This is a genomic window from Pseudomonas sp. BS3782 TE3695 (assembly GCF_050435305.1).
Classification (GTDB): Bacteria; Pseudomonadota; Gammaproteobacteria; order Pseudomonadales; family Pseudomonadaceae; genus Aquipseudomonas.
On sequence record NZ_JBNDKB010000001.1, the window covers coordinates 3,737,266 to 3,763,532 of the forward strand.

Annotated in this window: 24 protein-coding genes and 4 pseudogenes; 9 read left to right on the forward strand and 19 right to left on the reverse strand. The window is 58.3% G+C overall.

The features are described from left to right. Positions 1 to 81: 81 nt before the first annotated feature. Positions 82 to 816, reverse strand: coding sequence for a methyl-accepting chemotaxis protein (locus ABH909_RS16885; RefSeq protein ID WP_429439951.1), 735 nt, complete (start codon positions 814 to 816; stop codon positions 82 to 84). A 123-nt stretch (positions 817 to 939) separates the two neighbouring features. Further along, positions 940 to 1,749 (reverse strand): annotated as a pseudogene (locus ABH909_RS16890) (cache domain-containing protein); the annotation flags it as partial. Between the two features lie 259 nt (positions 1,750 to 2,008). On the opposite strand from ABH909_RS16890, the gene ABH909_RS16895 reads away from it, so the two are divergent. Then, complete coding sequence (locus ABH909_RS16895; RefSeq protein ID WP_429435183.1) at positions 2,009 to 2,839, forward strand: undecaprenyl-diphosphate phosphatase; 831 nt, start codon at positions 2,009 to 2,011, stop codon at positions 2,837 to 2,839. Next, positions 2,836 to 3,267, forward strand: coding sequence for a DUF1294 domain-containing protein (locus tag ABH909_RS16900; RefSeq protein ID WP_429435185.1), 432 nt, complete (start codon positions 2,836 to 2,838; stop codon positions 3,265 to 3,267). Before ABH909_RS16895 ends, ABH909_RS16900 begins: the two co-directional genes overlap by 4 nt. A 6-nt stretch (positions 3,268 to 3,273) precedes the next feature. Here ABH909_RS16900 and ABH909_RS16905 read toward each other — a convergent pair whose 3' ends face one another. Together ABH909_RS16905 and ABH909_RS16910 are read right to left on the reverse strand one after the other, a co-directional pair. Next, positions 3,274 to 3,633, reverse strand: coding sequence for an MmcQ/YjbR family DNA-binding protein (locus ABH909_RS16905; RefSeq protein ID WP_095630514.1), 360 nt, complete (start codon positions 3,631 to 3,633; stop codon positions 3,274 to 3,276). Then, complete coding sequence (locus tag ABH909_RS16910; protein ID WP_429435188.1) at positions 3,630 to 4,538, reverse strand: LysR substrate-binding domain-containing protein; 909 nt, start codon at positions 4,536 to 4,538, stop codon at positions 3,630 to 3,632. Before ABH909_RS16910 ends, ABH909_RS16905 begins: the two co-directional genes overlap by 4 nt. A 132-nt stretch (positions 4,539 to 4,670) precedes the next feature. On the opposite strand from ABH909_RS16910, the gene ABH909_RS16915 reads away from it, so the two are divergent. Both ABH909_RS16915 and ABH909_RS16920 read left to right on the forward strand, forming a co-directional pair. Further along, entirely contained in the window at positions 4,671 to 5,282 is a 612-nt protein-coding gene (locus tag ABH909_RS16915; RefSeq protein ID WP_429435191.1) for an FMN-dependent NADH-azoreductase, read from the forward strand. Positions 5,283 to 5,447: 165 nt separating this feature from the next. Continuing rightward, positions 5,448 to 6,152 (forward strand): annotated as a pseudogene (locus ABH909_RS16920) (alpha/beta hydrolase family protein); the annotation flags it as partial. 141 nt (positions 6,153 to 6,293) lie between these two features. Here ABH909_RS16920 and ABH909_RS16925 read toward each other — a convergent pair. From ABH909_RS16925 to ABH909_RS16940, 4 genes and pseudogenes are all read right to left on the reverse strand, one after another. Next, positions 6,294 to 7,481, reverse strand: a complete 1,188-nt coding sequence (locus tag ABH909_RS16925) for an MFS transporter (protein WP_429435194.1) — start codon at positions 7,479 to 7,481, stop codon at positions 6,294 to 6,296. A 311-nt stretch (positions 7,482 to 7,792) separates the two neighbouring features. Then, positions 7,793 to 9,382, reverse strand: coding sequence for an ABC-F family ATPase (locus ABH909_RS16930; protein WP_429435196.1), 1,590 nt, complete (start codon positions 9,380 to 9,382; stop codon positions 7,793 to 7,795). A 5-nt stretch (positions 9,383 to 9,387) separates the two neighbouring features. After that, a pseudogene (locus ABH909_RS16935) lies at positions 9,388 to 9,644 on the reverse strand (integrase); the annotation flags it as partial. A 283-nt stretch (positions 9,645 to 9,927) separates the two neighbouring features. Further along, entirely contained in the window at positions 9,928 to 10,134 is a 207-nt protein-coding gene (locus tag ABH909_RS16940; RefSeq protein ID WP_371317102.1) for a hypothetical protein, read from the reverse strand. A gap of 371 nt (positions 10,135 to 10,505) precedes the next feature. Between ABH909_RS16940 and lpxO the strand changes: the two genes are divergently transcribed. Continuing rightward, entirely contained in the window at positions 10,506 to 11,405 is a 900-nt protein-coding gene (lpxO, locus tag ABH909_RS16945) for a lipid A hydroxylase LpxO (RefSeq protein ID WP_429435199.1), read from the forward strand. Between the two features lie 144 nt (positions 11,406 to 11,549). Here the strand turns inward: lpxO and ABH909_RS16950 are convergent, their stop codons facing one another. Then, on the reverse strand, positions 11,550 to 12,410 hold the full coding sequence (locus ABH909_RS16950) for a Ku protein (RefSeq protein ID WP_429435201.1): 861 nt from the start codon (positions 12,408 to 12,410) through the stop codon (positions 11,550 to 11,552). A 215-nt stretch (positions 12,411 to 12,625) separates the two neighbouring features. On the opposite strand from ABH909_RS16950, the gene ABH909_RS16955 reads away from it, so the two are divergent. Then, entirely contained in the window at positions 12,626 to 12,979 is a 354-nt protein-coding gene (locus ABH909_RS16955; protein WP_429435204.1) for a hypothetical protein, read from the forward strand. 51 nt (positions 12,980 to 13,030) lie between these two features. Next, positions 13,031 to 14,182: a PQQ-dependent sugar dehydrogenase gene (locus ABH909_RS16960; RefSeq protein WP_429435207.1), complete on the forward strand. Its 1,152-nt coding sequence runs from the start codon at positions 13,031 to 13,033 to the stop codon at positions 14,180 to 14,182. A gap of 19 nt (positions 14,183 to 14,201) precedes the next feature. On the opposite strand, the gene ABH909_RS16965 is transcribed toward ABH909_RS16960, so the two are convergent. Next, positions 14,202 to 14,549, reverse strand: a complete 348-nt coding sequence (locus ABH909_RS16965; protein WP_429435210.1) for a DUF2834 domain-containing protein — start codon at positions 14,547 to 14,549, stop codon at positions 14,202 to 14,204. A gap of 360 nt (positions 14,550 to 14,909) precedes the next feature. Between ABH909_RS16965 and ilvA the strand changes: the two are divergent. Further along, positions 14,910 to 15,905, forward strand: a pseudogene (gene ilvA, locus ABH909_RS16970) (threonine ammonia-lyase, biosynthetic); the annotation flags it as partial. A gap of 30 nt (positions 15,906 to 15,935) precedes the next feature. Here ilvA and eco read toward each other — a convergent pair. Next, complete coding sequence (eco, locus tag ABH909_RS16975; RefSeq protein ID WP_429435213.1) at positions 15,936 to 16,418, reverse strand: serine protease inhibitor ecotin; 483 nt, start codon at positions 16,416 to 16,418, stop codon at positions 15,936 to 15,938. A 382-nt stretch (positions 16,419 to 16,800) separates the two neighbouring features. On the opposite strand from eco, the gene ABH909_RS16980 reads away from it, so the two are divergent. Beyond that, positions 16,801 to 17,070, forward strand: a complete 270-nt coding sequence (locus ABH909_RS16980) for a DUF1652 domain-containing protein (RefSeq protein WP_429435216.1) — start codon at positions 16,801 to 16,803, stop codon at positions 17,068 to 17,070. A 151-nt stretch (positions 17,071 to 17,221) separates the two neighbouring features. Here ABH909_RS16980 and ABH909_RS16985 read toward each other — a convergent pair whose 3' ends face one another. The 8 genes from ABH909_RS16985 to ABH909_RS17020 form a co-directional block, all read right to left on the reverse strand. Continuing rightward, complete coding sequence (locus ABH909_RS16985) at positions 17,222 to 17,488, reverse strand: DUF2790 domain-containing protein (protein WP_429435219.1); 267 nt, start codon at positions 17,486 to 17,488, stop codon at positions 17,222 to 17,224. Positions 17,489 to 17,891: 403 nt separating this feature from the next. Beyond that, positions 17,892 to 18,623, reverse strand: a complete 732-nt coding sequence (locus ABH909_RS16990; protein ID WP_429435222.1) for a hypothetical protein — start codon at positions 18,621 to 18,623, stop codon at positions 17,892 to 17,894. Between the two features lie 465 nt (positions 18,624 to 19,088). Beyond that, positions 19,089 to 20,027 (reverse strand): carbohydrate kinase family protein, encoded by a 939-nt coding sequence (locus tag ABH909_RS16995; protein ID WP_429435225.1) that lies wholly within the window; start codon positions 20,025 to 20,027, stop codon positions 19,089 to 19,091. 13 nt (positions 20,028 to 20,040) lie between these two features. Beyond that, positions 20,041 to 21,537 carry a xylulokinase gene (gene xylB / locus ABH909_RS17000; protein ID WP_429435228.1) on the reverse strand — a complete coding sequence of 499 codons (1,497 nt, stop codon included), beginning with the start codon at positions 21,535 to 21,537 and terminating at the stop codon, positions 20,041 to 20,043. A gap of 158 nt (positions 21,538 to 21,695) precedes the next feature. After that, complete coding sequence (locus tag ABH909_RS17005) at positions 21,696 to 23,168, reverse strand: mannitol dehydrogenase family protein (protein ID WP_429435230.1); 1,473 nt, start codon at positions 23,166 to 23,168, stop codon at positions 21,696 to 21,698. 14 nt (positions 23,169 to 23,182) lie between these two features. Continuing rightward, the gene (locus ABH909_RS17010; RefSeq protein WP_218395160.1) at positions 23,183 to 24,286 is read right to left on the reverse strand and encodes an ABC transporter ATP-binding protein; all 1,104 of its coding nucleotides are present in this window, start codon (positions 24,284 to 24,286) and stop codon (positions 23,183 to 23,185) included. A gap of 130 nt (positions 24,287 to 24,416) precedes the next feature. Next, entirely contained in the window at positions 24,417 to 25,247 is an 831-nt protein-coding gene (locus ABH909_RS17015; RefSeq protein WP_192343026.1) for a carbohydrate ABC transporter permease, read from the reverse strand. Between the two features lie 10 nt (positions 25,248 to 25,257). Beyond that, the gene (locus ABH909_RS17020; RefSeq protein WP_429435235.1) at positions 25,258 to 26,184 is read right to left on the reverse strand and encodes a carbohydrate ABC transporter permease; all 927 of its coding nucleotides are present in this window, start codon (positions 26,182 to 26,184) and stop codon (positions 25,258 to 25,260) included. Between the last annotated feature and the right edge of the window lie 83 nt (positions 26,185 to 26,267).

Below are 26,267 nucleotides of genomic sequence, written 5' to 3' on the forward strand. Positions count from 1 at the left end.
GTCAATATTGATGCTGCCTGATACACCGCTTTCGCGAGCAAGCCCGCTCCCACAAGGGATCGCGTCAGGTGAAGAAAAGGGTTACACCCGAAACTGCTTGAGCAACCCGTTCAACTGCTCGCTCAATTCCTTGAGATGAACGCTGGCCACGCTCGACTGCTCGGCCGCCAGTGCCGTGCTGTGGGACAAGCCTGCGGCCTGGGTCACGTTCTGGTTGATGTCTTCCACCACATGGGCCTGTTGCAAGGTCGCACTGGCAATCGAAGCGTTCAACCCATTGAGATTGCGCAAGGCCTGGCCGATGGCATTCAGGCTGGCGCCGGCCAGGCCGGCCTGCTCGATGGTCAGTTGCGAGGCACGGCTGCTGTCGCCAATCACCTTGACCGCCGCTTCCGAATGGCTTTGCAGGCGTTCGATCATCGACTGGATTTCCGCCGTCGACTTTTGAGTACGCTGGGCCAACAGGCGTACTTCATCGGCGACCACCGCAAACCCGCGACCTTGCTCGCCGGCTCGGGCGGCTTCGATGGCTGCGTTGAGGGCCAGTAAGTTGGTTTGTTCGGCGATGGAGCGGATCACTTCCAGAACGCTGCCGATTTGCGTGCTTTCGGCGGCCAGCGTACGAATCACTTCGACGGCTTGATCGATGGTCGACGACAGCTTGTCGATCTGCTGCAGGCTGCCGTCGATATTGACCTGGCCCTGTTGCGCCTGAGACTCGGCATTGCGCATTTCACTGGCCGCGTGTTCGGCATTCTTGGCCACATCCTGCACGCCGTAGGTCACTTCGTTGATCGCGGTCGCCACCAGCTCCATCTGCTGCGACTGCTGCTGGCTGCGTTGCTGGGCTTGCGCAGCATCGTTGCCCAGTTCATTGGAAGATTGGCCCAGCGCACCAGCGGACACTTGCAGCTGACTGATCACCAGGCGCAGTTTGGCGGTGAAGGCGTTGAAGTGCCGGGCCAGTTGCGTGACTTCGTCCTGGCCGTGGGTATCGAGGCTGCGAGTCAGGTCGCTTTCACCACTGGCGATGTTGGCCATGGCGTTCACGGTTTCCTGGAGCGGGCGCACGATGCTGCGGGCAATCATGATCACTAGCAACGCCATGATCAGCGCAATCACCAGCCCCACAAAAGAGGTCTTCCAGACTTGGGCATGAAATTCGTCCTGCATGTCATCGATGTACACACCCGAACCGATCACCCAACCCCAGGGCTCGAACAGTTTCACGTAGGAGGTTTTTTCCACCGGCGCGCTGGCGCCCGGTTTCGGCCAGCGGTAATCGACCATGCCGGCACCCTTGGCCTTGGCGATGGCGACCATCTCGTTGAACAGCGCGAAACCGTCGGGGTCGCGGATCGTCGAGAGATTCTGACCTTCAAGTTTCGGATTGGTCGGGTGCATGACCATGACGGGCGTCAGGTCGTTGATCCAGAAATAATCGTTCTGGTCGTAGCGCAAACCGCGCACGGCGGTCAGTGCCTGTTTTTGCGCGGCATCGCGGGTGAGGGTGCCGGCAGTTTCCAGGCCGTGATAGTAGGTGAGGATCCCGCTGGCGGTCTGCACCACGTGCTGGGTCTTTTGGGCCTTGGCCTGATAGAGATCGTCGTGAATCTGCTTGAGCATCAACACGCCCAACGTCAGTAGCATCACCACGGCCACGATCAAGATGAGCCACAAGCGTCGGCTGATCGACACACTGCGCAAGCTGTTCATAACGCGGTTACTCCGATTTTTTATTCTTGTCATAAACGATCGCCAGCATCCAATCACACGTTGCCGATCGGGCCTATGCGACTCAGGTCCTATTACGCGGCAGCGTAAATGAGGCGTGTCTGATAGGATTTCGGCCCCGCACGGAAAAACCTGAGCCCAAGTCTTTTCTCACGCAGTTTTTACAGTTTTGCGTGGAGCTTGTGCGCGCGGGGATTCAGCTACGGTTGATCGCGGTCAGCGCTTATAAATTATTAACGGAGCATGCCTTGGGGCATTGTTTCTTGGGGGATTGATGGATCTTTGGACGGCCTTTCAGGCATTGATTTTAGGCGTGGTAGAAGGGCTGACGGAGTTTCTGCCCATTTCCAGTACCGGGCACCAGATTATTGTGGCGGACTTGCTCAATTTCGGCGGCGAGCGCGCCATGGCCTTCAATATCATCATTCAGCTCGGCGCGATCCTGGCGGTGGTCTGGCAGTTTCGTCGCAAGATCTTCGACGTGGTCATTGGCTTGCCGACGCAGCCCGGCGCTCGGCGTTTTACCGCGAACCTGTTGATCGCTTTCCTGCCGGCGGTGGTGTTGGGGGTGATTTTCGCCGATCTGATTCACGAATACCTGTTCAACCCGATTACCGTGGCCAGCGCATTGGTCGTGGGCGGGGTCGTGATGTTGTGGGCCGAACGTCGCCAGCATGAAGTGCATGCTGAAAGCGTCGATGACATTACCTGGAAAGACGCGCTCAAGGTCGGTTTCGCCCAGTGCCTGGCGATGATCCCCGGCACCTCGCGTTCCGGCTCGACGATCATTGGCGGCTTGCTGTTCGGGTTGTCGCGCAAAACGGCCACCGAATTCTCGTTCTTCCTCGCCATGCCTACTATGGTCGGCGCGGCGGTGTACTCAGGTTACAAATACCGCGACCTGTTTGTGCCGGCTGATTTTCCGGTATTCGCCATCGGGTTCGTCACTGCCTTTGTCTGCGCGATGATTGCTGTCCGGGGGCTGCTGATCTTCATTGCCAGTCACAGCTACGCGACATTCGCCTGGTATCGCATTGCGTTCGGTCTGCTGATCCTGGCCACTTGGCAATTCGGGTGGGTCGACTGGACCGCGGTCAAGCCATGAGCGATTCCAGTGCGCGCAACCATAACCCCGGGCGCAAGTCCGGGGGCGCCATTCAGAACCTGCGGCTGAAACTGCTGGTGTTCGCTGTGCTGTGCACGGTGCCGTTGTTTGGCTCGGTGTCGATGTGGCTGCGCGGGGTGTCGGTGATTCCACTGGCGGCCTACGGCATCGTCAGCGTGCTGGCGTTTTTCCTGTACTGGAGCGACAAGCACAAGGCCCGCGCCGATAGCTGGCGCACGCCGGAGAACGTCCTGCACGCGGTGGAACTGGCGGGTGGTTGGCCGGGCGCTTTGCTGGCCCAGCAAGCGTTTCGGCACAAGACCCGCAAAGTTTCGTTTCAGTTGGTGTTCTGGCTCATCGTGTTGATGCATCAAGTGTTCTGGATCGATCAGCTGTTTCTGGGCGCTAACCTGTTTGCATTGCTTTAAAGCACTTTAAAGCAGCAAGCCGACCTGCGTGCGCTTGGGCAACTTGCTCACCACCAATTGGTGGGAGCGTTGCAGCAAGCCTTGCAACTCTTCGGTGCCCAGCGGGTAGGGCGTTTCCATGATGATCCACTGAGCCCGGGCCAGATACGGCGCCGGGTGAATGCCCGGCCGGTCGCAATGGCCCAGGAACAGGTCTTTGTCGACCTTGAAAGCCAGGGACTGCCCTCGCAGGTTCTGCAAGGCAAACATCTTGTTCCCGGCAATCGAAAACACCCGCACGCCACCCCACTTGTAATCCTCTCGCGCACCGGGCAACGCCAGGCAGTATTGCGCGACATCCTCTTCGCTCATTCGTCCCGCTTTCATAACAGTCTGTCCCCACAAACATTAAATGATTCGATCAAATGGTCGATCCAGGCGCGCACCGCCGGCATCACCCCGCGTCGATGAGGGTAGACGGCTTGCAGCCAGCCGCCCGGCAATGACCACTCGGGTAACAGTTGCACCAGTGAACCGTTTTCCAGCTCTTGCTCGCAATACATCATCGGCAGCATGGTAAAGCCCTGGCCGCTGAGGGTGCAGGCTTTGCGCACGATGAAATCTTCGCAGCCCAATCGCGCTTCGAGGCTCAGGTCGTAACTCTTGCCCTGTTGATCAAGCATGCGGATGTGCACCATGCGATCGGCCTCCAGAGCGCCGAGCACGGGCAGATTCTTCAGGTCTTCGGGATGATTGATTTCATGGCCCCGCAAAAATGCGGGGCTGGCAACCATCAGCATCTGGGCCTGACGCAGGCGACGGGTCACCAGCAATGGATCTTCATCACCCAGATCCCGCACTCTCAAGGCAACGTCGACGCCCTCGTTGATCAGGTCAACCCGACGGTTGAGCAGCATGACTTCCAGTTGAACCTGGGGGAATTTCTCCAGAAAGTTACTGATCACCCCAGGCAGCATCTGATGGGCCAACCCTACGGGGCAGGACACTCGCAAACGCCCCCGGGGTTCGCTGGACATGCTGGCCACCGCTTCGTCGGCCATTTCGGCCTCCAGCAGCATCGCCTGACAATGGCGCAAGTAGCGCTCGCCCACGGCGGTGAGGTTGAGTTGGCGGGTGGTGCGTTGCAGCAGGCGCGCGGCCAGGCGTTCTTCCAGCTCAGCAATGCGTCGCGACAATCGCGACTTGGGAATCCCCAGCAAACGCCCGGCGGCAGCAAAGCCACCGGCTTCGACCACTTTGGCGAAATAGTAGAGGTCGTTGAGATCTTGCATGGGTTCAATACTCGACTGTTCTATCTGTGGGACGAACTATCGCATTGTTAGCGACTAATCAGCCATTGGTTTCGTCGATAGGATTGTCTCCATCAGATCGCCTGGTGGCGATCCTCACCTTGGAGATCCCACATGAAATTACTGCATATCGATTCGAGCATTCTGGGTGACAACTCGGCTTCCCGTCAGTTGAGCGGCGAAGTCGTCAAAACCTGGCAAGCTGCCGAGCCTGGCGTTGTGGTGACTTACCGCGACCTGGCCGCCGATGCCATCAGCCATTTCTCCGCCTCCACCCTGGTTGCCGCCGGCACTGCCGCAGAGCTGCGTAATGCCGCGCAACAGCACGAAGCCGATCTGAGCGCGCAAGCCCTGGCCGAATTCATCGCCGCCGATGCCGTGGTGATTGCCGCGCCGATGTACAACTTCACCATTCCGACCCAACTCAAGGCCTGGATCGACCGCATCGCCGTGGCCGGCCAGACTTTCCGCTACACCGAAGCCGGCCCTGAAGGCCTGTGCGGCGGAAAGAAAGTCGTGATCGTTTCCACTTCCGGTGGTCTGCATGCCGGTCAGGCAACCGGTGTTGCGCACGAAGATTATTTGAAAGTGCTGTTCGGCTTCCTGGGTATTACCGACATCGAGTTCGTCCGCGCCCATGGCCTGGCCTACGGTGATGAAGTGCGCACCAAAGCCATGAGCGACGCTCAGGCGCACATCAGCGAGCAACTGTTCGCCGCTGCGTAAGGCTTGCATAAAGTCGTAAACAGCCTCGGGCAATACCCCTGAAACTCTGTATTCTGGTCATCGTGATGGCCAGGTACGGAGTTTTTTTGTGTCTGGCGTTATCGACTTATGGCCCAGGTTATGCAGTCGAGGGCTGACATCTGTGGTCAGGCAACAAGGTGGGGCGTGGTGGCGGTGATCCATCCCGGCGACAACTCCAAAGACCACAGCCGCCTCGGCACCTTGAGTAACCTTTATGGGCGGCCGATCCAGATTTCCGAAGCCATTACCGCGACCCTCAGCGACCGGATGCTCGCGCCTTTCGTCAATGCCCGGCAGGTCGGGGTGATTGGCTATTCGGCGGGCGGTGAGACTGCGTTGATCCTGTCCGGTGCTACGCCGGATCTGGATCGCCTGCGCCGTTATTGCCAGGAGCGCCCGGATGATCACGATGCCTGCAACACGCAAGGCGAACTGATCGCCGACCGCGATGATTTGCAGCCAGTGGCGGACCCGCGCGTGCATGCCTTGTTGCTGATGGCACCGCTGAGCCTGAAGTTCGGTCGCCATACCCTGGCCGATGTGCATGTGCCGGTGCTGCTGTACAGCGGTGATGGCGACAAACTGGTGGCGTTCGACAAAAACGCCGCAGCACTTGCACGCAAACTGCCTACCGCACCGGACTTCAAGTTGCTGGCCGGGGCAGGGCACTTCGTATTCCTGGCGCCATGCAACGAAGAACAGATCGCCGCCATGCCGGCACTGTGCACCGATGCCGACGGCGTCGACCGCAAGGACATTCACCGCAACATGATTTCCGAAGCCGGACGATTCTTCGCCCATGCCCTGGGCAAACCCACTCGCGCCGGGATGCAGACCGCGGATCAGTAAGATCGGTAATGCAATTGCCTGACACCAACAACCATTGTGGGAGCGGGCTTGCTCGCGAATGCGGTGTGTCAGCCGACATTAATGTTGCTGACACACCGCATTCGCGAGCAAGCCCGCTCCCACAGGGGATATGCGGCAGACTTAGACCATCGCTCGGCGTTTCAGCAGCAGGGTCAAACCAAGTCCGGTTATCGACAACATTGCCGCACTAAAGAAAATCCACGAATACCCCAGGTTCAACGCCACTGCGCCCATCAGCGGCCCGGCGATCGCCAGTGCCAGATCGAAAAACACCGCATAGGCACTCAAACCCGCTCCGCGGCTGGAATTGGGCACTTGCTTGATCGCTTCCACCCCCAGCGCCGGATACACAAGCGACAGACCGAACCCGGTCAGCCCAGCGCCGATCAAGGCATAACCCGTCGAGGGCGCCAGCCACAGCAGGACCAGCCCCACGGTTTCAATGGTCATACAGGCGATGGCGGAGGTGAAGCCGCCGAAACGGCTGATGCTGGAGATGAACAGTAACCGCGCCAGAATGAAACAGACCCCGAATACCGTCAGGCAATAAGCCGCGCCGGTCCAGCCAAGGCTGAGGTAATACAGGGTAATAAAGGTAGTGAGCGTGCCGTATCCGATGGATGCCAGGCTCAGGCTCGCGCCGAAGGGGGCAATGCGCCCGAACACCGCCCAGAACGGCAAGCGCTCGCCACGAATCACCGGCACCGAAGGTTTGTTGCGGATCAACAGCAGCGCCAGCAGGGCCAGTAACGACAGCGCGATCCCGAGGCTGGCGAACCCCAGTTCAGCGACCATCACTACCCCCAGTGGTGCACCGATGGCGATGGCGCCGTATGAGGCGATCCCGTTCCAGGAAATCGAACGCGCCGTGTGCTCGGCACCGACCTGGCCCATGCACCAACTGATCGTGCCGACCCCAATCAATCCTTGGGCGATGCCCAGCAACAAGCGGCCAGCGATAAGGATGATCAGGCTCAACAACGGCACACTTTGCAGCAGGGTCGACAGCCATGTCAGCACGCCGCTCAACGCAATCCCCGACAAGCCGTAAACAATCGCCCGCTTGGTGCCGATGCTGTCCGACAGACGTCCGGCCATGGGCCGGCTGAGCAGGGTGGCCAGGTACTGAGAACCAATGGTCAGCCCCGCCACGATGGCGCTGAACCCCAACTGTTCATGGACATACCCTGGCAACACGGCAATCGGCAGGCCGATGCAGAGGAAGGCAATAAAGGTATAGAAAACGATGGAGACGATCTGCCGGGTGATCGCCATGGAGCTTTGCGGGGGCAGTTGCTGCACAGACATGAGAGCTCGTTCGCGGGCGGCGGTAAGAGAACTGCATCATGGAGTGGGTGTGGAATAAAAGGAAGCAGACTAACGATGTGGGTTGCAGAATATGACTGGGGTTTCAGCTTTGTGTGTTCCTGAGGGCCTCTTCGCGAGCAAGCCCGCTCCCACAGTGGATCTCCAGTGGTCATCAATCTTCTGTACGCAGTCGATCCACTGTGGGAGCGGGCTTGCTCGCGAAGGTTTCAGCACCACAATCATTCTGGCCACGAAAATGCAAAAAGCCCCGTCACCAGGACAGGGCTTTTCACTTGAAGCTTGCAGCTGTCTTACATCAACACACCCTGACTACGCAGGTAATCGTCGTAGGTGCCGCTGAAGTCGATCACGCCATTGGCGCTCAACTCGATGATGCGGGTGGCCAGGGACGATACGAACTCACGGTCGTGGCTGACGAAGATCAGCGTGCCCGGGTAGTTCTCCAGCGCCAGGTTCAGCGCTTCGATGGATTCCATGTCCAAGTGGTTGGTCGGCTCATCCATCACCAGCACGTTCGGCTTTTGCAGGATCAGTTTGCCGAACAGCATGCGACCTTGCTCACCACCGGAGATGACCTTGACTGACTTGAGGATCTCGTCGTTGGAGAACAGCATCCGGCCGAGGGTGCCGCGAACCAGTTGCTCGCCGCCCTGGGTCCACTGGCCCATCCAGTCGAACAGGTTGCAGTCGTCTTCGAAGTCATGCGCGTGGTCCTGGGCGTAGTAGCCCAGTTCCGCGGCCTCGGTCCACTTCACGGTACCGGCATCCGGGGTCAGTTCGTTGACCAGGGTGCGCAGCAGGGTGGTTTTACCGATACCGTTCGGGCCGATGATCGCCACGCGCTCGCCGGCTTCAACCTGGAAGCTGAAGTCCTTGAACAGCGGCTTGCCGTCGAAGCCTTTGGCCATGCCCTCGACGATGACCGCCTGACGGTGCAGCTTTTTGGTTTGTTCGAAACGAATGAACGGGCTCACACGGCTCGAAGGCTTGACTTCGGCCAGCTGGATCTTGTCGATAGCCTTGGCGCGAGAGGTCGCTTGTTTGGCTTTCGAGGCGTTGGCCGAGAAACGGCTGACGAACGATTGCAGCTCGGAAATCTGCGCCTTCTTCTTGGCGTTGTCCGACAGCAGTTGCTCGCGGGACTGGGTCGCCACGGTCATGTACTCGTCGTAGTTGCCCGGGAACAGACGCAGCTCGCCGTAGTCCAGGTCAGCCATGTGGGTGCACACGCTGTTCAGGAAGTGACGGTCGTGGGAGATGATGATCATCAGACTGGAGCGCTGGGTCAGAATGTTTTCCAGCCAGCGGATGGTGTTGATGTCCAGGTGGTTGGTCGGTTCGTCGAGCAACAGCACTTCAGGATCGGAGAACAGTGCCTGCGCCAGCAACACGCGCAGTTTCCAGCCCGGGGACACTTCGCTCATCGGGCCAAAATGCTGCTCGATGCCGATACCCAGACCCAACAGCAATTCACCGGCGCGGGATTCGGCGGTGTAGCCGTCCATTTCGGCGAATTCGGTTTCCAGCTCGGCCACGGCCATGCCGTCTTCTTCGGTCATTTCCGGCAGCGAGTAGATGCGGTCGCGCTCGGCCTTGACCTTCCACAGCTCTTCGTGACCCATGATCACGGTGTCGATCACGGTAAATTCTTCGTAGGCGAATTGATCCTGGCGCAGTTTACCCAGACGCACGTTCGGCTCGAGCATGACCTGGCCGCCGGACGGCTCGAGGTCGCCACCGAGGATTTTCATGAAGGTCGACTTGCCGCACCCGTTGGCGCCGATCAGGCCGTAGCGGTTGCCAGCGCCGAATTTGACCGAAACGTTTTCGAATAGCGGCTTGGCGCCGAACTGCATCGTGATGTTAGCTGTGGAGATCAATTACTTTACCTATCAATGGGTTGCGAGCTGCGCATTTGGCGCTTGGGCCATTCCTGGGACATTCTGGAGTTTCTCTCCATCTCTTCCCAGTCACCGCTAGAGTTCAACCAGCGCGCATAAGTCGAGAGCAGCATCTGAACGTTGTGTCCAAGCTGTTGGGCAAAAAGGCGGGATTCATGCCAGACATTGCGCATATTGTCGCATATGTGTGACGGCAGTTGTACGGTGGGCGATAACGTGTCGCAGGCTTCTTCAAGGTCGGGCCCCGGTTTGTGCAAAATCGGGGCTGATTGCAAGAGGGTTCATCATGGACAGGGCCGAGGCGCGTAGCGCTGACTGGATGTTATTTTTGTTCAGTGTTGTGTTCGGGACACTTGGCGTGGCGCTGGGTAAAGTCAGCACCGCTTGCCCGGCCTCGTGTGTTTCAGATGGATTACTGAATGGCCAGCACTTGGTCAGGGTGGGCACCAAATCACGTTCCCCAGGCGCAGCGCGTCTGGGCGCTGAACGAACAGCGACAAGCCGCGACTGACCTGGTCGGGGATTTACAGCAAATAACCAGCGGCATGTCCGGGATGGTTGTCCTGCCCTCCGGTAATGAGGTGCAGTGGAATGTGTTGTTGGTCATCGATAGACGGGATTTCGAAACTTCCCACTATTTGAAGGTGCCGCTCACTCAGCCCGGTCGACTCTTCTTCTTTTGCCTTAGCCATTCTCGCGTGGTTCGCTGCGATTTCATTGAGAGTTGACACGTTACATCTCCCGGTGACTGACCAAGCGTATCGCTGGAGTCCTAAGCGTTGATTTAATTGCCGCCGCGTCAGAATTACGTCGTTCTGGGGCTGCTACGTCCGGCCTTTGCAAGGCCTAAGCCAGACAGGGGCACGTATTGCGTGCCAGGTTTTTATAGGCGACGAATGGTGGAGTGGCAGGACGCTACCACCGCAAGGGCGGTTCGCGTTAGCATTCGCTCAGCGTGCACACATTTTCACAGTTGAAGGTTAACTATTAGTTACAAAGTGCGGCTAATATGCCATTTTCTTCCTCGTGCCGTTCATCGAGGGATGGCTCAAGAACGCGCCATCGGACGCAGTTTGTTCACTTCTGACGTGTGACGATTTTCGTGAAACTTATCATTGCCGCTGTTTATGTCATCTCCGTCGCATATGTGCATTTGCGCGGAAAGGTGCGCCACAAATTAGGCCGTCAACTCAGCGACCACTCCACGTTCCTGGCGCCGGTCAATTGCTTCCTTTATCTGTTCTCCAAAACGCCCAACAAGCCTTATCTCAATCCGGCAGATTTTCCCGACTTGAGCCCTTTGCAGGCTCATTGGGAAGAGATTCGCGCCGAAGGCCAGAATTTGCTCAAGGCTGGGGAGATCAAACGTTCCAATCAGTACGACGACGTTGGTTTCAACTCGTTTTTCAAAAGTGGCTGGAAGCGTTTCTACCTCAAATGGTATGGCGATAGTCACCCGTCCGCCGCAAAGCTCTGCCCGCGTACGACTGAATTGGTGCAAAGCATCGGCTCGATCAAGGCCGCGATGTTCGCCGAACTGCCGCCGGGTTCGAAACTGGTCCGTCACCGCGATCCGTATGCCGGTTCTTACCGTTATCACTTGGGGCTGGACACTCCGAACGATGCCGGTTGCTACATCAACGTCGACGGTGAGAACTACCATTGGCGCGATGGTCAAGTGGTGATGTTCGATGAGACCTTCATTCATTACGCCGAAAACACCACTGCGCAGAACCGCATCATTCTGTTCTGCGACATCGAGCGGCCTATGAAGTATCGCTGGGCGGCGGTGTTCAACCGTTGGTTCAGCCGCACGGTAATGGCGGCGGCGGGCGCGCCGAACGATGCAGGCGACAAGGTGGGTGGCATCAACCGCGTGTTCGCCAGGATCTACACGATTCGCCTGCGCGGCAAAGCGCTCAAAAAGCGTAACCGTACTCGCTACTACCTGGAGAAATGGGCGGTATTTGGCGGGTTACTGGCGATTTTTATTTTGATCTGAGTTTTGTATTCAGGCGTATGACGCCTTCGCGAGCAAGCCCGCTCCCACATTGGTCCTGTGAACGACACAGATCCAATGTGGGAGCGGGCTTGCCCGCGAAGAGGCCGGTATTTTCCCTGCAAAACTTATGGATGTCCCGAGAGGTCAGCCGCTCGACCGCTTCGTGGTTTTTTTCTGCGCAGTAGATTTGGCTTTAGTAGCCGCTTTACCACCGCCCTTGCCACCCAGGCTGCGCTTGAGCAGTTCGGTCAGATCGATAACATCGGCCGTCTTGCGCTCCTCTTCACCCGTAACGGTTTCAACGGTTTGGATCTTGCCTTCATTAGCCTTCGTCTCGACCAGCGCCATGATCTTGTCTTCGAAGCTGTCGCGGTACTCCTCAGGCGTCCAGTCGGCGCTCATGTCCTCCACCAGCCGTTTGGCCATATCGAGCTCACCTTTGGCCAAATCCGGCTTGGTCACTTCACTGCCCAGTTCCAGTTGAGCAAGGCTGCGCACTTCGGCGGGCCAGCGCAGCTTCACCAGCACCATGGCTGATTCCAGCGGCATAAGGGCCGCCAGGTATTGGCGGGTATGCAAAACTACGCGGGCCAGGGCGACCTTGTTGGTTTGGCTGAGGGTTTCGCGTAACAGCGCATAGACCTTGCCGCCGCGTCTGTCCGGGGCCAGGTAATAAGGCGTATCGATGTTTTGCAGAGGGATTTGCTCGCTGTCGACAAAGGCAAAGATGTCGATGGTTTGGGTCGACACCGGATGGGCCGAGCGAATCTCCTCTTCGCTAAGCACCACGTAACGCCCTTTTTCGAACTGGACGCCTTTGACGATGTGCTCCTTGGTGACTTCCTTGCCAGTGACTTTGTTGACGCGCTTATAGCCCACCGGTTCCATGCTGCGGCTGTCGAGCCAGTCGAAATCCACCCCGTGGGAAGACGTCGCCGAGACCAGCGACACGGGGATATGCACCAGACCGAAACTGATTGCGCCTTTCCAGATTGCCCGTGCCATCGTCGTGCTCTCGTCAGTCGATTGATGTTCAGGTGACCTGTGGCCAAGGGCAAAAGTTTCAGTCGGCGGCGGCCCGGTCCTGCGGGCGGATCGGCGGTTCGGTCAACTCGTGTTACATGTTGTGGGGGAGGTTTTAGTTAACAAATCCGAACCCTGGGCGTAGCGTGGCTCTATTCATCCATGAAGCATGGCGCACTCATTTAGAGAGGTCCCCCATGAACCGATGTGTGCTTGGCGTCATCGCGCTGGCATTGAGTGGCGGGCTAAGCCCTTTGGCGCTGGCAGACGCCGCATCGTCGTCTTCGCCCTTGCTAATGGCGCAGAACCTGCCGGGAAACAACAATCCCTACAACAGCCCGATTCGCCGGGCCAATCCCAACAGCATGCAAGGCACGCAACCCAATATCCCGGTAATCCGCGGGCCCAATACGGTGCCGGTGCCACGACCGCCAACGCTCGATAATGGCGGCATCGGCAATCGCTATCCGCAAGATCGACAGGCTCCCACCGGCCAACCGAAATTCATTCCCAATCCACCACCCCGGGACTCGAACCGCAACTACCGTTGAACGGCAGGACAGAAGTCTTGCCAGCCCTAATGACGACAAAAGGAATCGTGCATGTTGCGTAAAATCCTCTTGGCCACTTTCTGTGCCAGCGCCTTTTTAACAGTTACGGCGCCCGTCTTTGCGGCGTCAACACAGGATTATAAAAGTGAGCAGGGCACCCTTGAGCTCACGCCGATCGCTAAAGGTCTGGACCACCCCTGGGCGCTGGCATTTCTGCCTGACCGCCAAGGGGTGCTGGTGACCGAACGGCCCGGTAACCTGCGCCTGGTCAGTGCCGACGGCAAACTTTCGGGGCCGCTCAATGGCGTACCTCAGGTCTGGGCCAAGGGACAAGGCGGATTGCTCGATGTGGTGTTGTCGCCCGATTTCAAGCAAGACCGCATGGTCTATCTGTCTTACGCCGAAGGGGGCGGTGAGGGCGGTAAGGCCGGCACGGCGGTCGGTCGCGGACGGTTGACGGAAGACCTGACGGCGATCAAGGATTTCAGGGTGATCTTCCGGCAGGAGCCCAAGCTCTCCGTTGGCAATCATTTCGGCTCACGACTGGTGTTCGACCGTGACGGTTATCTGTTTATCACCCTGGGCGAGAATAACGACCGGCCCACGGCGCAAGATCTCGACAAGCTGCAAGGCAAGATCGTGCGGCTCTATCCGGATGGCAAGGTGCCGAAAGACAATCCCTTTGTCGGGCAAAAAGGCGTTCGCCCGGAAATTTGGTCCTACGGCCAACGCAACCCGCAAGGCGCGGCACTCAATCCCTGGACCGGCACGCTCTGGGAAAACGAGCACGGCCCACGGGGCGGCGACGAGCTCAACCTCATCGAGCGTGGCAAAAATTACGGCTGGCCGATGGCAACCCACGGCATCAACTATTCTGGCCTGCCGGTCCCGGAAGCCAAGGGCGAAACCGCTGAAGGTACCGTGGGCCCGCACCATGTCTGGGAAAACTCCCCCGGCCTCAGCGGCATGGCCTTCTATGACAGCGATCGCTTCAAGGATTGGCAGCACAACGTGTTTATCGGGGCGCTGGTAAGTCAGGAGCTGATTCGCCTGCAATTGAAGGATGACAAGGTTGTTCATGAAGAGCGGTTGCTGGGTGAACTCAACAAACGGATTCGTGATGTACGGCAGGGGCCGGATGGTTATTTGTATTTGTTGACCGATGAGGACGATGGCGTTTTGTACAAGTTGGGGTTGAAGTAAACGGGCTTGCCTAAAAACTTTAGTCAACTGTCGGACCAGACCGAGTCGCGCTCACGGAGTTTTTCCGCTCCTGAAGCCCCCGCACCACCAGATACAACAACGGCCCGATAGACACAAAAACCGCCGTCACCACCAGATAGGGAACCACCGACAACCCCGATTGCCCACGCTGGCGCGCATCCTTGTACATCCAGATACCGGCAAGCGTCGCCAACAGGTATAAATCGATCACCACTTGCGCGGTATCGGGCCGCGACATCAGGCTGATGCCGAAATCGAGCAGCGATTGCTCGGCCAGCAGCATCACCGAAAGGGTGTAGCCGGCGAAGGCGATCAGGGCGATGAGGGGCAGGGCGACAGACTTCATGGTTTCCTTCCTTGGGACAATGAACAGAATCGCCAGCCTACAGCGGCCTTTGAAAATTGGCCATTGACTTGCCATCAGCGTCGGGCTAATTTCCAGCCATGACATCCACCGTATTGCGCTGCCAGCCAAGCATTATTACCGCCATTCCTTATTTGGCGGGCTAGCTCACGACTGCAGCACCCAACCCGCCCTAGAGGCGGGTTTTTACTTTCTGTCTCTTGGGTTTTGAGCTTACCGGGCGCACGCAACCCGTGTAGGTGCTGCCGAAGGCTGCGATCTTTTGATCTTGAAAAAGCAAAGATCGCAGCCTTCGGCAGCTCCTACGCCGACCGCGTAAACCCGGTTACCGAGGAGACGACCATGAGCAGCACCCCCGCCCAGCAGAGCTTGCTTGAGCACTACGTGAAAAAGATCCTCGCCGCGCCGGTTTACGAACTTGCCGTGCGCACGCCGTTGCAAGCGGCGCCGGCCTTGTCCGAGGCGTTGGGCAATCAGATCCTGCTCAAGCGCGAAGACTTGCAACCGACCTTTTCCTTCAAGATTCGTGGCGCCCACAACAAACTGGTCAACCTGAGCGATGAACAGAAGGCTCGTGGCGTAATCACGGCCTCGGCGGGCAATCATGCCCAAGGCGTCGCGTTAGCGGCTCGCGAGCTGGGAATCGGCGCAACCATCGTCATGCCCTGCACGACGCCGGAATTGAAGGTTCACGGGGTGCGCAGTCGAGGCGCCGAAGCACTGCTGCACGGCGAGAGTTTTCCGTTTGCCCTGGAATACGCGCTGAGTCTGGCGCAGCAAACCGGCCGCACCTTTGTCTCGCCCTTCGACGACCCGGACGTGATCGCTGGGCAGGGCACCGTCGCCATGGAAATCCTGCGCCAACACCAAGGGCCGCTGGATGCGATCTTCGTTCCGGTGGGCGGCGGTGGTTTGATCGCCGGCATCGCCGCGTATGTCAAATACCTGCACCCTCAAATCCGCATCATCGGCGTTGAATCGGAACACTCCGCTTGCTTGCAGGCCGCATTACAGGCCGGCGAACGGGTTGTGCTGCCAACCGTAGGCACCTTCGCCGATGGCGTGGCCGTCGCTCAGATCGGTGCCCATGGATTCGAGGTCTGTCGGTTTTGCGTCGATGAGGTAATGACCGTCAGCAACGACGAACTTTGCGCCGCCATCAAGAACATCTATGACGATACCCGCTCGATCACCGAACCTTCCGGCGCCCTGGCCGTGGCCGGGATCAAGCAGTACGTGGCGCGAACCGGCGCTCGGGGTCAGACCCTGGTGGCCATCGATTCCGGAGCGAACATCAATTTCGACAGTTTGCGGCATGTGGCCGAGCGCGCCGCGTTGAGCGGCGTGTCGGCGTGAGGGCTAGTCCGATCATTCCTGAACGGCTTTCTCGACATGGTTCGACGCCGACCAGATCCGGTAGCGCACTTCGACGTCCTTGGGCACGTAGAGCACGATCGGCAATTTGCTGTTGTATCGCAGTTTGAAACCGTCTCCGACGACTGGCACGAATTCTTTTTTGCGCTTGCCATCCGGGCAGGCCATCAGCGTGCTCATGGGGCCGGTGACTTTTTCCAGCCGATGAAACGGATAGCCCCAGCCTTCGAGATTTTTCTCTTCGAGCCTGCCGCCCAGGCGTTGACGGTTGCAGTCGACGGTCAGGGTCTTGCCAGCCAGGATTTCGACCTGATAGCTGTCTTCCTGTTGTTGCGGAGCGAGGTGAATGACCTGGCGGGTAAAGCCGCTCTCGGGCTTGGGATACGGTGCGACGTCTTCGAGGGTTGCGGCGTGGGTTACGGATGACAGAAGGGCAATTATCAGCCCGACGGTCGTGTTAAGCGGCAAAGCACCCATGATGCCTCCTTGCTTGTGTGTGGGGTCAGCGGATACTGAAAGGATGGGCCGCATTCTCACTGCCGTCCTCACCCAATGCAAACCCGCCATCGGGGTGTTTGCAAAATGCAGGTCTTGAAACAGGTCTTTCTTGCATTTTGCATGACGCGATGTGTTGTCATTTCCCCCAAACCCTTGATTTACCGACGAGGCGCAGAGCGAAATCTCGGGCATGTTTTATGCTGAAGCTGTCTTGAGCTGGCCACGACTTTTACTGAGTCAGCGCTGAAACAAGAAGACGGTTGGGAACGTTGGAACACTGAGGTTCCGCTAAAACAACGGGCGACTTGAGCTCCGACCGACATTGATTTTTATTGGCATCTCACAAACCGAGAGGGTGGCCATGTTTCTTTCTGCCTTGGAACTACGCAATATCATTGAGAGCAGTTTTCTCCCGAAACGCTGCCAATGCACGCTGTCGCCGGACCTGTCGATGACCGTCAAGGTGTATTCGGACGTCGAGACCGACCATCTCGATCTGATCGTTACCGGCATAGATGCCCAGCGTCTCAATGGATGCAGGGAAATCAACGACCTGATAGCCGAGTTGCGCACCGACCTTGCGTTCAACACGCATGGGCAACGGTTCATCGCGAAATCAAAACTCCATTAACCGCCTGCTTCACCCGGTTCGACCGATATGCGCCGGGTCTGGATAAACCCCAGACCCAGTGCAAACTCAACAAAGCGCGGCAGCGAACGAATCCTTGCGGCAGTGAGGGAAGCGCCAGAGCATAGCCCCAGAACCCTGAACAGGCCTATTGTCAGTTCTGATAGCTGCACGCGTCAGACAGTTTTTGGTACGTAATCTCCGCAGGCTTACCCGACTTGTCGATGTACTTCATGTTGGCCGTCACCACTTTGCATTCCTGGGTTTGCGGTTCAGTCAGGGAAATGACCTTGGCCACCTGCAGCTGCATGCCGTAATGATAAGGCACGGCCTGGGAGGACGACGTCTCGTTTGCCTGAGCAAGCCCGGCAAATGTGGTGCAGGCGAGGGCGGTGGTTATCAGCAGTGTTCGCGTGTTCATGATGAATCTCCAGTGCAGAGGGGAAATCAGTTCGACTGAAGAACGTCGAACCTGCCGCACTGGGCGTCAGAGGGAGCTGAGGGCGTGCGGTCCAGTAAAGCTTTGGACCGTGGGGTTAAGCGATGGTTAACCGGCTTGCGTGCCGCCTGTCGTGAGGAGTTTCTGACAGAGGTTTCGTGTCGGTAAAAAACTGCGGGAGCTTCGGCTCGTTCCTACAAGCTTGGGCGCCTTGTCGTCTTTCGCTAACCGGCAACCAGCTGGCCTGCCTGTGGGGGTAGCTTTGTTTGTGAAGGGTTTGATGAGCGTTACCAAGAGCCAGGCTTTTTTGGGGCGATTGGCCGTCTCACCAAATAAAAGAAGACCCCACGGGGTGGGGCCTTCTTTTATTACTCAGCCAGGAAATTCAAAGCGATTGCAAGGATATGGTCGCGCTCTGAGAATCTTGCGGGCTGTCAGCATCCATCCACACCCATTGCGTGCCGTCGCCTTGCAGATTATTGGTGATGCTCTGAATCTGCGAGTAAACGATCTTGACGTTCCCAGCCGCACTGGCAGTAGGCCCAATGTTGGTCACCTGATTGGCAAGGAGGCCGTTTGAAGTCTCATTGACGACAAACACGGTCGCTTGCGCCTCACGGAACTGGCAAGAGAGGAACTGTGTGATGGTGCTGGTGATCGTCAGGTTCATCCATTTCGATGGGGGTACCGCATAGTAACGGGCGTACTTGTTGAACGGATGCTGCTCACCATCGGCTTGCAGCGGATAATTGCTCAGCCCCGATGTATTGGTCGGCATACTGACACTTCCCAACCAGATTTCGACCTGGGATTTACCGGCGTTGCTAGGCAGTGAGACCGACACGGTTTGAGTATCGGTACCCGAGACAAAACCCAACGATGCCAGGCCTGCATTGGCCGTGGTGCCAGGAACTGTGATTGATACGGGTGGCTGGCTATTGCTCCAGTTCACGGAGACAGTCGAGTTGTTGTCATTTTGAGCGGAGTTATAGATAAAGATGCCATAAAGCTGGCCGGGGCTAAGCGCGGTACAGGTGGCTGTATCTCCTGCGGTGAGCGTAATGCGTTGTCCGCCGTTCCAGTTTATTTGGGCAGCTGAGATAGCGACACTTTCCATGTTGGAGTTCCTTTTCCTGTTGTGGGTATAAGAATGGCCGCACAGCAATTTCCTTACCTGCGCTGTGCGTGGAAAAGATATTAGTCGAAGGCATGTAGCGGTCAAGTAACGGGCTGGTTATTTTTATTGAGTGCACCTTGGCTTCTGGTAAGCGCTGGGTTGTATTGGTGGCGATTATCTATTTATTAATATAATTCAATAAGATAAGAATCAGTCATGCCTTGAGCAGTAGTGTTGTTTGAAGACGGATGAGTTTAAGAAATTGACTTTTGGAATAACTCAAATCAGGAAGCGCTATAACTCTTCTTGTAATTTTTATAATCTATGAAACTGTCAATATCCGCTGGTCTTTTAATTTGACTCAAGTTTCTCTGCCTATTTTTAATTGAAATAAAAAATAGATCAAAACAATATTTAATCTCTACCAGCAGGTCCTGAAACCAGCACCTGCGGTAGTGGCGGATTTCAGCTCAACTGCCGCCGATACGGCAAATCCGGTCCGGTCTTGCTACAGGTCAACGCTGCAGCGCTCACTGCAAACCTGAGCATCGCGTCAATTTGCTCACGGCTCAGCTGCTGCAACCCTTCAATCGAATCCAGTTGCTGCTCGGTCAGCCAGGTAATCAGCGCCGCCTGGAAGGTATCCCCGGCACCTACGGTGTCGGCAATCTTCACCGAACAGGCCGGCACCGACCACGCACCGTGGGCACGGCTGAATACCATTGCGCCTTCGCCGCCACGGGTCAGGAACACCAACTGACAGCGGTATTCCAGCCAGCTCTCGATGACGCGCTGAGGATCTTGCTCGGGGTACAACAGACTCAAGTCTTCGTCGCTGACCTTGATCAGGTCGGCCAGCTCCACCAGCGTGGCAATCCGCGAGCGCCACAACTCGATGTTCGGCTCGGGATTGAGGCGCACGTTCGGATCGAGGCTGATCAGGCGTTTGCCGCTTTCCCGTTGCACCAATGCCAATAACGTATCGGCAATCGGCTGAACCACCAGCGAAAACGAGCCGACATGCAAACCGCGCACTTCAGGCCCAAGCGTCGGCAGATGCGCCAGGCTCAACTGCCGATCAGCGCAGCCTTCGCCACGAAAGCTGTAGTGGGGCGAGCCATTGGCACCGACCGCGACCATCGCCAAGGTGGTCGGCGCGGCAAAGTCCACGAGGTAATCCGGGCGCACACCTTCATTCTGCAGCACTTGCTGCAAACGTCGGCCGAGGTAATCGGTCGATAGCCCGCCAAATAGCGCGGCGTCCACGCCCAAGCGGCGCAAACCTACGGCCACATTGAACGGCGAGCCACCGGCAATCGCCTTGAAATTCACTTTGGATGCCAGGCCGCTGGCATCGTCATCGCTGAAGAAATCGAACAGCGCTTCGCCACATACCAGATACATAGTTTCTCGCTCTTTAAAAGGTTGCGACATGCTGTTGATAGCGTTCGTAGGCCTGCTGAAAGGCCGCCACATTTTCTGCAATCGGTAAGGTTTCACTGGCCAGATCGAGCTTTACGCAACGCTCGCACAAGTCCGCCAGACTGTCTTCGTGACCGTTTGCCCAGGATTTGCACCACGCCGCCTGAATCGCTGCGCCGAGGGCCGCGGCCTCGCTTTGTTCGGTACAAATCACTGGCGTATTCATGATGTCAGCGACGATCTGTCGCCACACCGGACTCTTCGAACCGCCGCCGATCAGGCAGATGCGCAGGCTTTGTAAGCCATTCTGGCGCAGGAGGTCCAGCCCGTAACGCAAACCGAAGGTAGTGCCTTCGACTACGGCGCGGCACAGATTGGCCCGGGTCAGGTTGGTCATGGTCAGCCCCAGCAGACTGCCGCTGGCATGGGGCAGGGCGGGGACGCGTTCGCCATTGAGGAACGGCAGCATGCACACACCGTCGGCACCGATCGGCGCTTGCTCGACCAAGCCGTTGAACGCCTCGATATCCAGTTCGAACAGCTCGCGAATTGCGCCAGTCGCGTTGGTCAGGTTCATCGTGCAAATCAGCGGCAGCCAGCCGCCGCTGGAGGAGCAGAAGGTCGCGACCGAGGCATCGGGGCTGACCTTCGCTTGCTCGGCATAGGCGTAAACCGTGCCCGAGGAGCCAAGGCTCATGGTGATTGCGCCGGGCTTTATATTGCCGGTGCCGATCGCGCCCATCATGTTGTCGCCACCGCCGCTGGAGACCAGTGCTTGCGGGTTGATGCCCAGATGTTCGGCGATACTCGGCAGGATTGTGCCGACCGGCTGATGGGCGTCGATCAGTTGCGCAAGCGCAGCTTGCAGGCGCCCGGTGGGGTCGATTTCGCGCAGCAGTTGCAAGTCCCATTGGCGGGTGCGCACGTTGAAATACCCGGTGCCCGAGGCATCACCGTACTCGCTGCAACTGCGCCCGGTGAGCCAGTAGTTGAGGTAGTCATGGGGCAGCAAAATGCGGGCGATCCGGGCGAACACTTCCGGATGCTGTTCTTTGGTCCAGAGCAGTTTGGACAGGGTGTAGCCCGGCGCAATGACTACGCCGAGGCGCTCCAGGGAGCCTTTTTCGCCGCCTAGAAGGGCGAGCAAGCGATCGTTCTCCGGCGTCGACTCGGTGTCGCACCAGAGCTTGGCCGGGCGCAGCACCTGGCCACGATCGTCGAGCATCACCAAGCCATGCTGCTGGCCGGAAACACCGATGCCGAGGATGGCCTGACCGTCTACATTCGCTGCGAGTAATGCATGGTGGGTGGCCAGGGTTAAGGCGTCCAGCCATTGGGCGGTGTCTTGCTCGCGACGACCATTGGCACCGCTGATGAGGCTGTGGGCGGCGGCGCCTTGACCGAGGACCTCGCCGCTGCGCGCGTCGAGCACCACGGCTTTGGTGCCTTGGGTGCCGCAATCGATGCCGAGGAATAATTGTTGGTTTGCCATGGAAGATCCTTGGTGTGTCAGGTCGATCTCGGTGAACCCATTCGCGAGCAAGCTCGCTCCCACATTGGATTGTTGTCGAACACCAAATCTGTATTCGCTGAAGATCTACTGTGGGAGCGGGCTTGCTCGCGAAGACGCCAGCAGTTTCACCGCAGGGCTTATGCCAGCACCCGCTCCAGCGTCCGCGTCACCCCAACCTCCCGCAAGCTGTTACAACACCAGTCGAACGCAGCGACAAATTCGGGGGAGTTCGGAATCGCCGTCCCGAAAATTTCCTCCACTTCCAACAACCGCTGCGTGATCAACGCATCGTCGGTCACCAGCGCCTGACAGAACGCCGCCCGTGGATCCGGAATGGCATAGGTCTGGCCATTCTCATCCACGCCTTTGAGGTACAGCGCCCAGGCCGCCACCACCAGCGCCGCACGCTTGGTTTCCTGGCCATCGGCAATCAAGCAGTTGATGGTCGGCACGGTGAATTTCGGAAACTTCGACGAGCCATCCGAACATACCCGCTCCAGCTGATCGGCAATCGCCTGGTTGGAGAAGCGCGCCACCAGGGTGTTTTTGTACTCGGTCAGGTCGATCCCCGGCACCGACGCCAGTTGCGGCGTCACGTCCAGATCCATGTAGGCGCGCATGTAGCACACGAACAGTGGGTCGTTCATGGTTTCGTGAACGAAGCGGTAACCCTTCAAAAAGCCCAGGTAGGTCAGCGCCAGATGGCTGCCGTTGAGCAGTTTGATCTTCATCTCTTCGTACGGCGTGACGTCATCGGTGAACTGCACGCCGACCTTTTCCCAGGCCGGGCGACCGTTGACGAATTTGTCTTCCAGCACCCATTGCACAAACGGTTCGCAGACCACCGGCCAAGCGTCATCGACCGCATGTTTGTCGGCCAGTTGCAGACGATGCTCGGTGCTGGTCATCGGCGTGATGCGGTCGACCATCGCGTTGGGGAAGCTGACGTGGCGCTCGATCCAGTCGCGTAGATCGGCGTCGCGCAGGGCGGCGAATGCCAACAGGGCTTTGCGGGTCACGGCGCCGTTATGCGGCAGGTTATCGCATGACATCAGCGTGAAGGCGGGCGTGCCGGCCGCACGACGTGTGGCCAGTGCGGCGCAGAGGAAACCGAACACGGTTTGCGGTGCGTTCGGGTGAGCCAGATCATGCTGGATCTGCGGCAGGTGCGCCATGAACTCGCCGTTGCTGTCATCGATGCAATAGCCGCCTTCGGTAATGGTCAGCGAGACGATGCGGATGTCTGGATCGGCAAGTTTGTCGATCAGCGCTTCGGCGCTGTCTTCGGCCAGCAGCATGTCACGGAGGGCGCCGATCACCCGCACTTCAGCGTCGTCGCTGTCACCGAGTTCCAACAGGGTGAACAGATAATCCTGCTCTTTGAGATCGTTCCGGGCGCGACGGTCTTCGGCGCGCAGGCCGACCCCGCAAATGGCCCAGTCCAGCGCTTCGCCGGTATTCATCAAGGCATCGGTGTAATACGCCTGATGCGCGCGGTGGAAACCACCGACGCCAATGTGCGCGATGCCTTGGCGGGTATCGCTCAGGGTATAGGTGGGCAGGGCCACCTCGGGGGCGAGGCGGTTGAGGTTCTGTCTGTTCAGTTTCATTGCATGCTCTCGGATCAGGCTGCGGCGCGCAGTGGGCGGGTCAGCGCCACGCCGTCGGCATCGAATAAATGGCAGTGTTCGGCATCCAGGTGCAGGCTCAGGGTTTCGCCATAACGGCTGGCCAGATCGCCGCGAACACGCATGGTCAGCGCTTCGCCGGACGACGTCAGGACGTGGCAGAACGTGTCGCTGCCCAGGCGTTCGCTAACGTCCGCCGTGACCTGCAAGGTGCAGTCGCCGGTTTGCGCCAGGTTCAGATGCTCCGGGCGAATGCCCAGGGTCACCGCGCCGCCGACGCTCAGGTTGGCGCCGCTCAGCGGCAACGTGATGCGGGTTCCCGCGTCCAGCAGCACTTCGCAGCGCTGGCTTTCGACGCGGGTGACTTTGCCCTTGAGGAAGCCCATTTTTGGTGTGCCGAGGAAGCCTGCGACAAACAGGTTGGCCGGCTGGTGATACAGGTCCAATGGCGAACCGACTTGCTCGATCTTGCCGCCATTGAGCACGACGACTTTGTCGGCCATGGTCATGGCTTCGACCTGGTCGTGGGTCACGTAGATCATCGTGGCTTGCAGTTCCTTGTGCAGGCGCAACAGTTCCAGGCGCATCTGCACCCGCAGGGCGGCGTCGAGGTTGGACAGCGGTTCGTCGAACAGGAAGATTTTCGGGTTACGCACGATCGCCCGGCCGATGGCCACGCGTTGCCGCTGACCGCCAGACAATTGCTTGGGCTTGCGCTCCAGCATCGGCCCGAGTTCAAGGATGCGCGCCGCTTCGCCGACTTTTTTCTCGACTTCGGCTTTCGCAACACCGGCCAGGTCCAGGGCGAACGACATGTTTTTGCGCACGCTCATATGCGGGTACAGGGCGTAAGTCTGGAACACCATCGCCAGGTCGCGCTTGGCCGGGCTGACTTCGGTGATGTCGCGGCCATCCAATTCGATGGTGCCGCCGCTGACTTCTTCAAGGCCGGCGATCAGTCGCAGCAGGGTGGATTTGCCGCAGCCCGACGGGCCGACGAACACCACGAATTCCTTGTCATTCACTTCCAGGTCAATGCCTTTGATGATGGAAAAACCTTCGAAGCCTTTTTGCAGATTTTTGATTTTCAGGTTGGCCATGATGATGGGCCTCCGATTGTTGTTTTTTAAGATCAAAAGATCGCAGCCTTCGGCAGCTCCTACACGGAACGTCCGGCCGATGCGGTGCTCCTGTAGGAGCTGCCGCAGGCTGCGATCTTTTGCTTTTGATTCATTTCACGGCGCCGAACGACAGGCCGCGGACCAGTTGTTTCTGGCTGATCCAGCCGAAGATCAGAATCGGCGCACAGGCCAGGGTCGACACCGCCGATAACTTGGCCCAGAACAGACCTTCAGGACTCGAGTAGGAGGCGATCAACGCGGTCAGTGGCGCGGCTTGGGACGACGTCAGGTTCAGCGACCAGAACGCCTCGTTCCAGCACAAGATCAATGACAACAAAACCGTGGAAGCCAGGCCGCCCTTGGCGATCGGCAGCAACACCCGGACCATTTCCTGCCACAGGGTTGCGCCGTCCAGGCGTGCGGCTTCAAGGATGTCTTTGGGGATGTCCTTGAAGTAGGTGTAAATCATCCAGACCACGATCGGCAGGTTGATCAGCGTGTAGATCACGATCAGCGCGATCCGCGTGTCCAGCAGGCCGAAACTCTTGGCCAGCAGGTAGATTGGCATCAGTACGCCCACCGGTGGCAGCATCTTGGTCGAGAGCATCCACAGCAGCGTGCCTTTGGTGCGCTGGGTTTCGTAGAACGCCATGGAGTAGGCCGCCGGCACCGCGATCAGCAGGCACAGGGCCGTGGCGCTGAAGGAAATCACTACCGAGTTCCAGGCAAAGCTGAAGTAGTCGCTGCGCTCGTTGATGTGCAGGTAGTTCTCCAGCGTCGGCGTGAAGATGAACTGTGGCGGTGTGGCGAACGCGTCGATTTCGGTTTTGAAACTGGTCAGCACCATCCAGAAGATCGGGAAGAAAACCAGGATCGCGATGGCCCAGGCCAGGGTGCCGAGCAGCAGGCTTTGCAGGCGACGGGATTGTTGAAGGGTCATGGCGCAGGCCTCAGGCTTTGTCTGTCAGGTTTTTGCCGATCATGCGCACCAGCACGATGGCCGCGACGTTGGCAATCAACACCGCGATCAAACCACCGGCGGACGCCATGCCGACGTCGAACTGCACCAGCGCCTGGTTGTAGATCAGGTAGGCGAGGTTGGTCGAGGCGTAGCCGGGGCCACCGTTGGTGGTGGTGAAGATTTCGGCGAACACCGACAGCAGGAAGATGGTTTCGATCATCACCACCACCGCAATCGGCCGGGCCAGGTGCGGCAGGGTGAGGTGCCAGAAAATCGCGATGGGGCCTGCACCGTCCAGGCGCGCGGCTTCTTTCTGCTCCTGGTCGAGGGACTGCATGGCGGTCATCAGAATCAGGATCGCGAAGGGCAGCCATTGCCAGGAGACAATGATGATGATCGACAGCAGCGGGTAATGCGCGAGCCAGTCCACCGGCTGCGCCCCGAACAGCTTCCAGATGTAGGCGAGAATCCCCGAGACCGGGTGAAAGATCAGGTTCTTCCAGATCAGCGCACCGACGGTGGGCATGATGAAGAACGGCGAGATCAACATCACCCGCACGATGCCGCGACCGAGAAACTCACTGGCCTCCAGCAACGCGCTGATCAACACGCCGAACACCACGCTGATCAGCAACACACTGCCCACCAGCAACAGGGTGTTGGTGGCGCCGGGCAGGAAGCCCGAGTCACTCAGAAAGTAGCTGAAGTTCTCCAGCCCCACGAACTGGTTTTCACCGGGGTAGAGCAGGTTGTAGCGAATCAGTGAAAAGTAAACGGTCATGCCCAGCGGCACGATCATCCACAGCAGCAACAAGGCCACCGAGGGGCTGACCAGAAACCAGCCAGGGTTGGTCAACCGGCTTTTACGCACCGGTTGGGCAATGTCCATGTGAGCTTTGACGGTTGAAATATTCATGGCGTTAAAACCGATTAAGAACAGACAAATGAAAATCCAATGTGGGAGCAGCTTTGTGTGGCGAGGGAGCTTGCTCCCGCTGG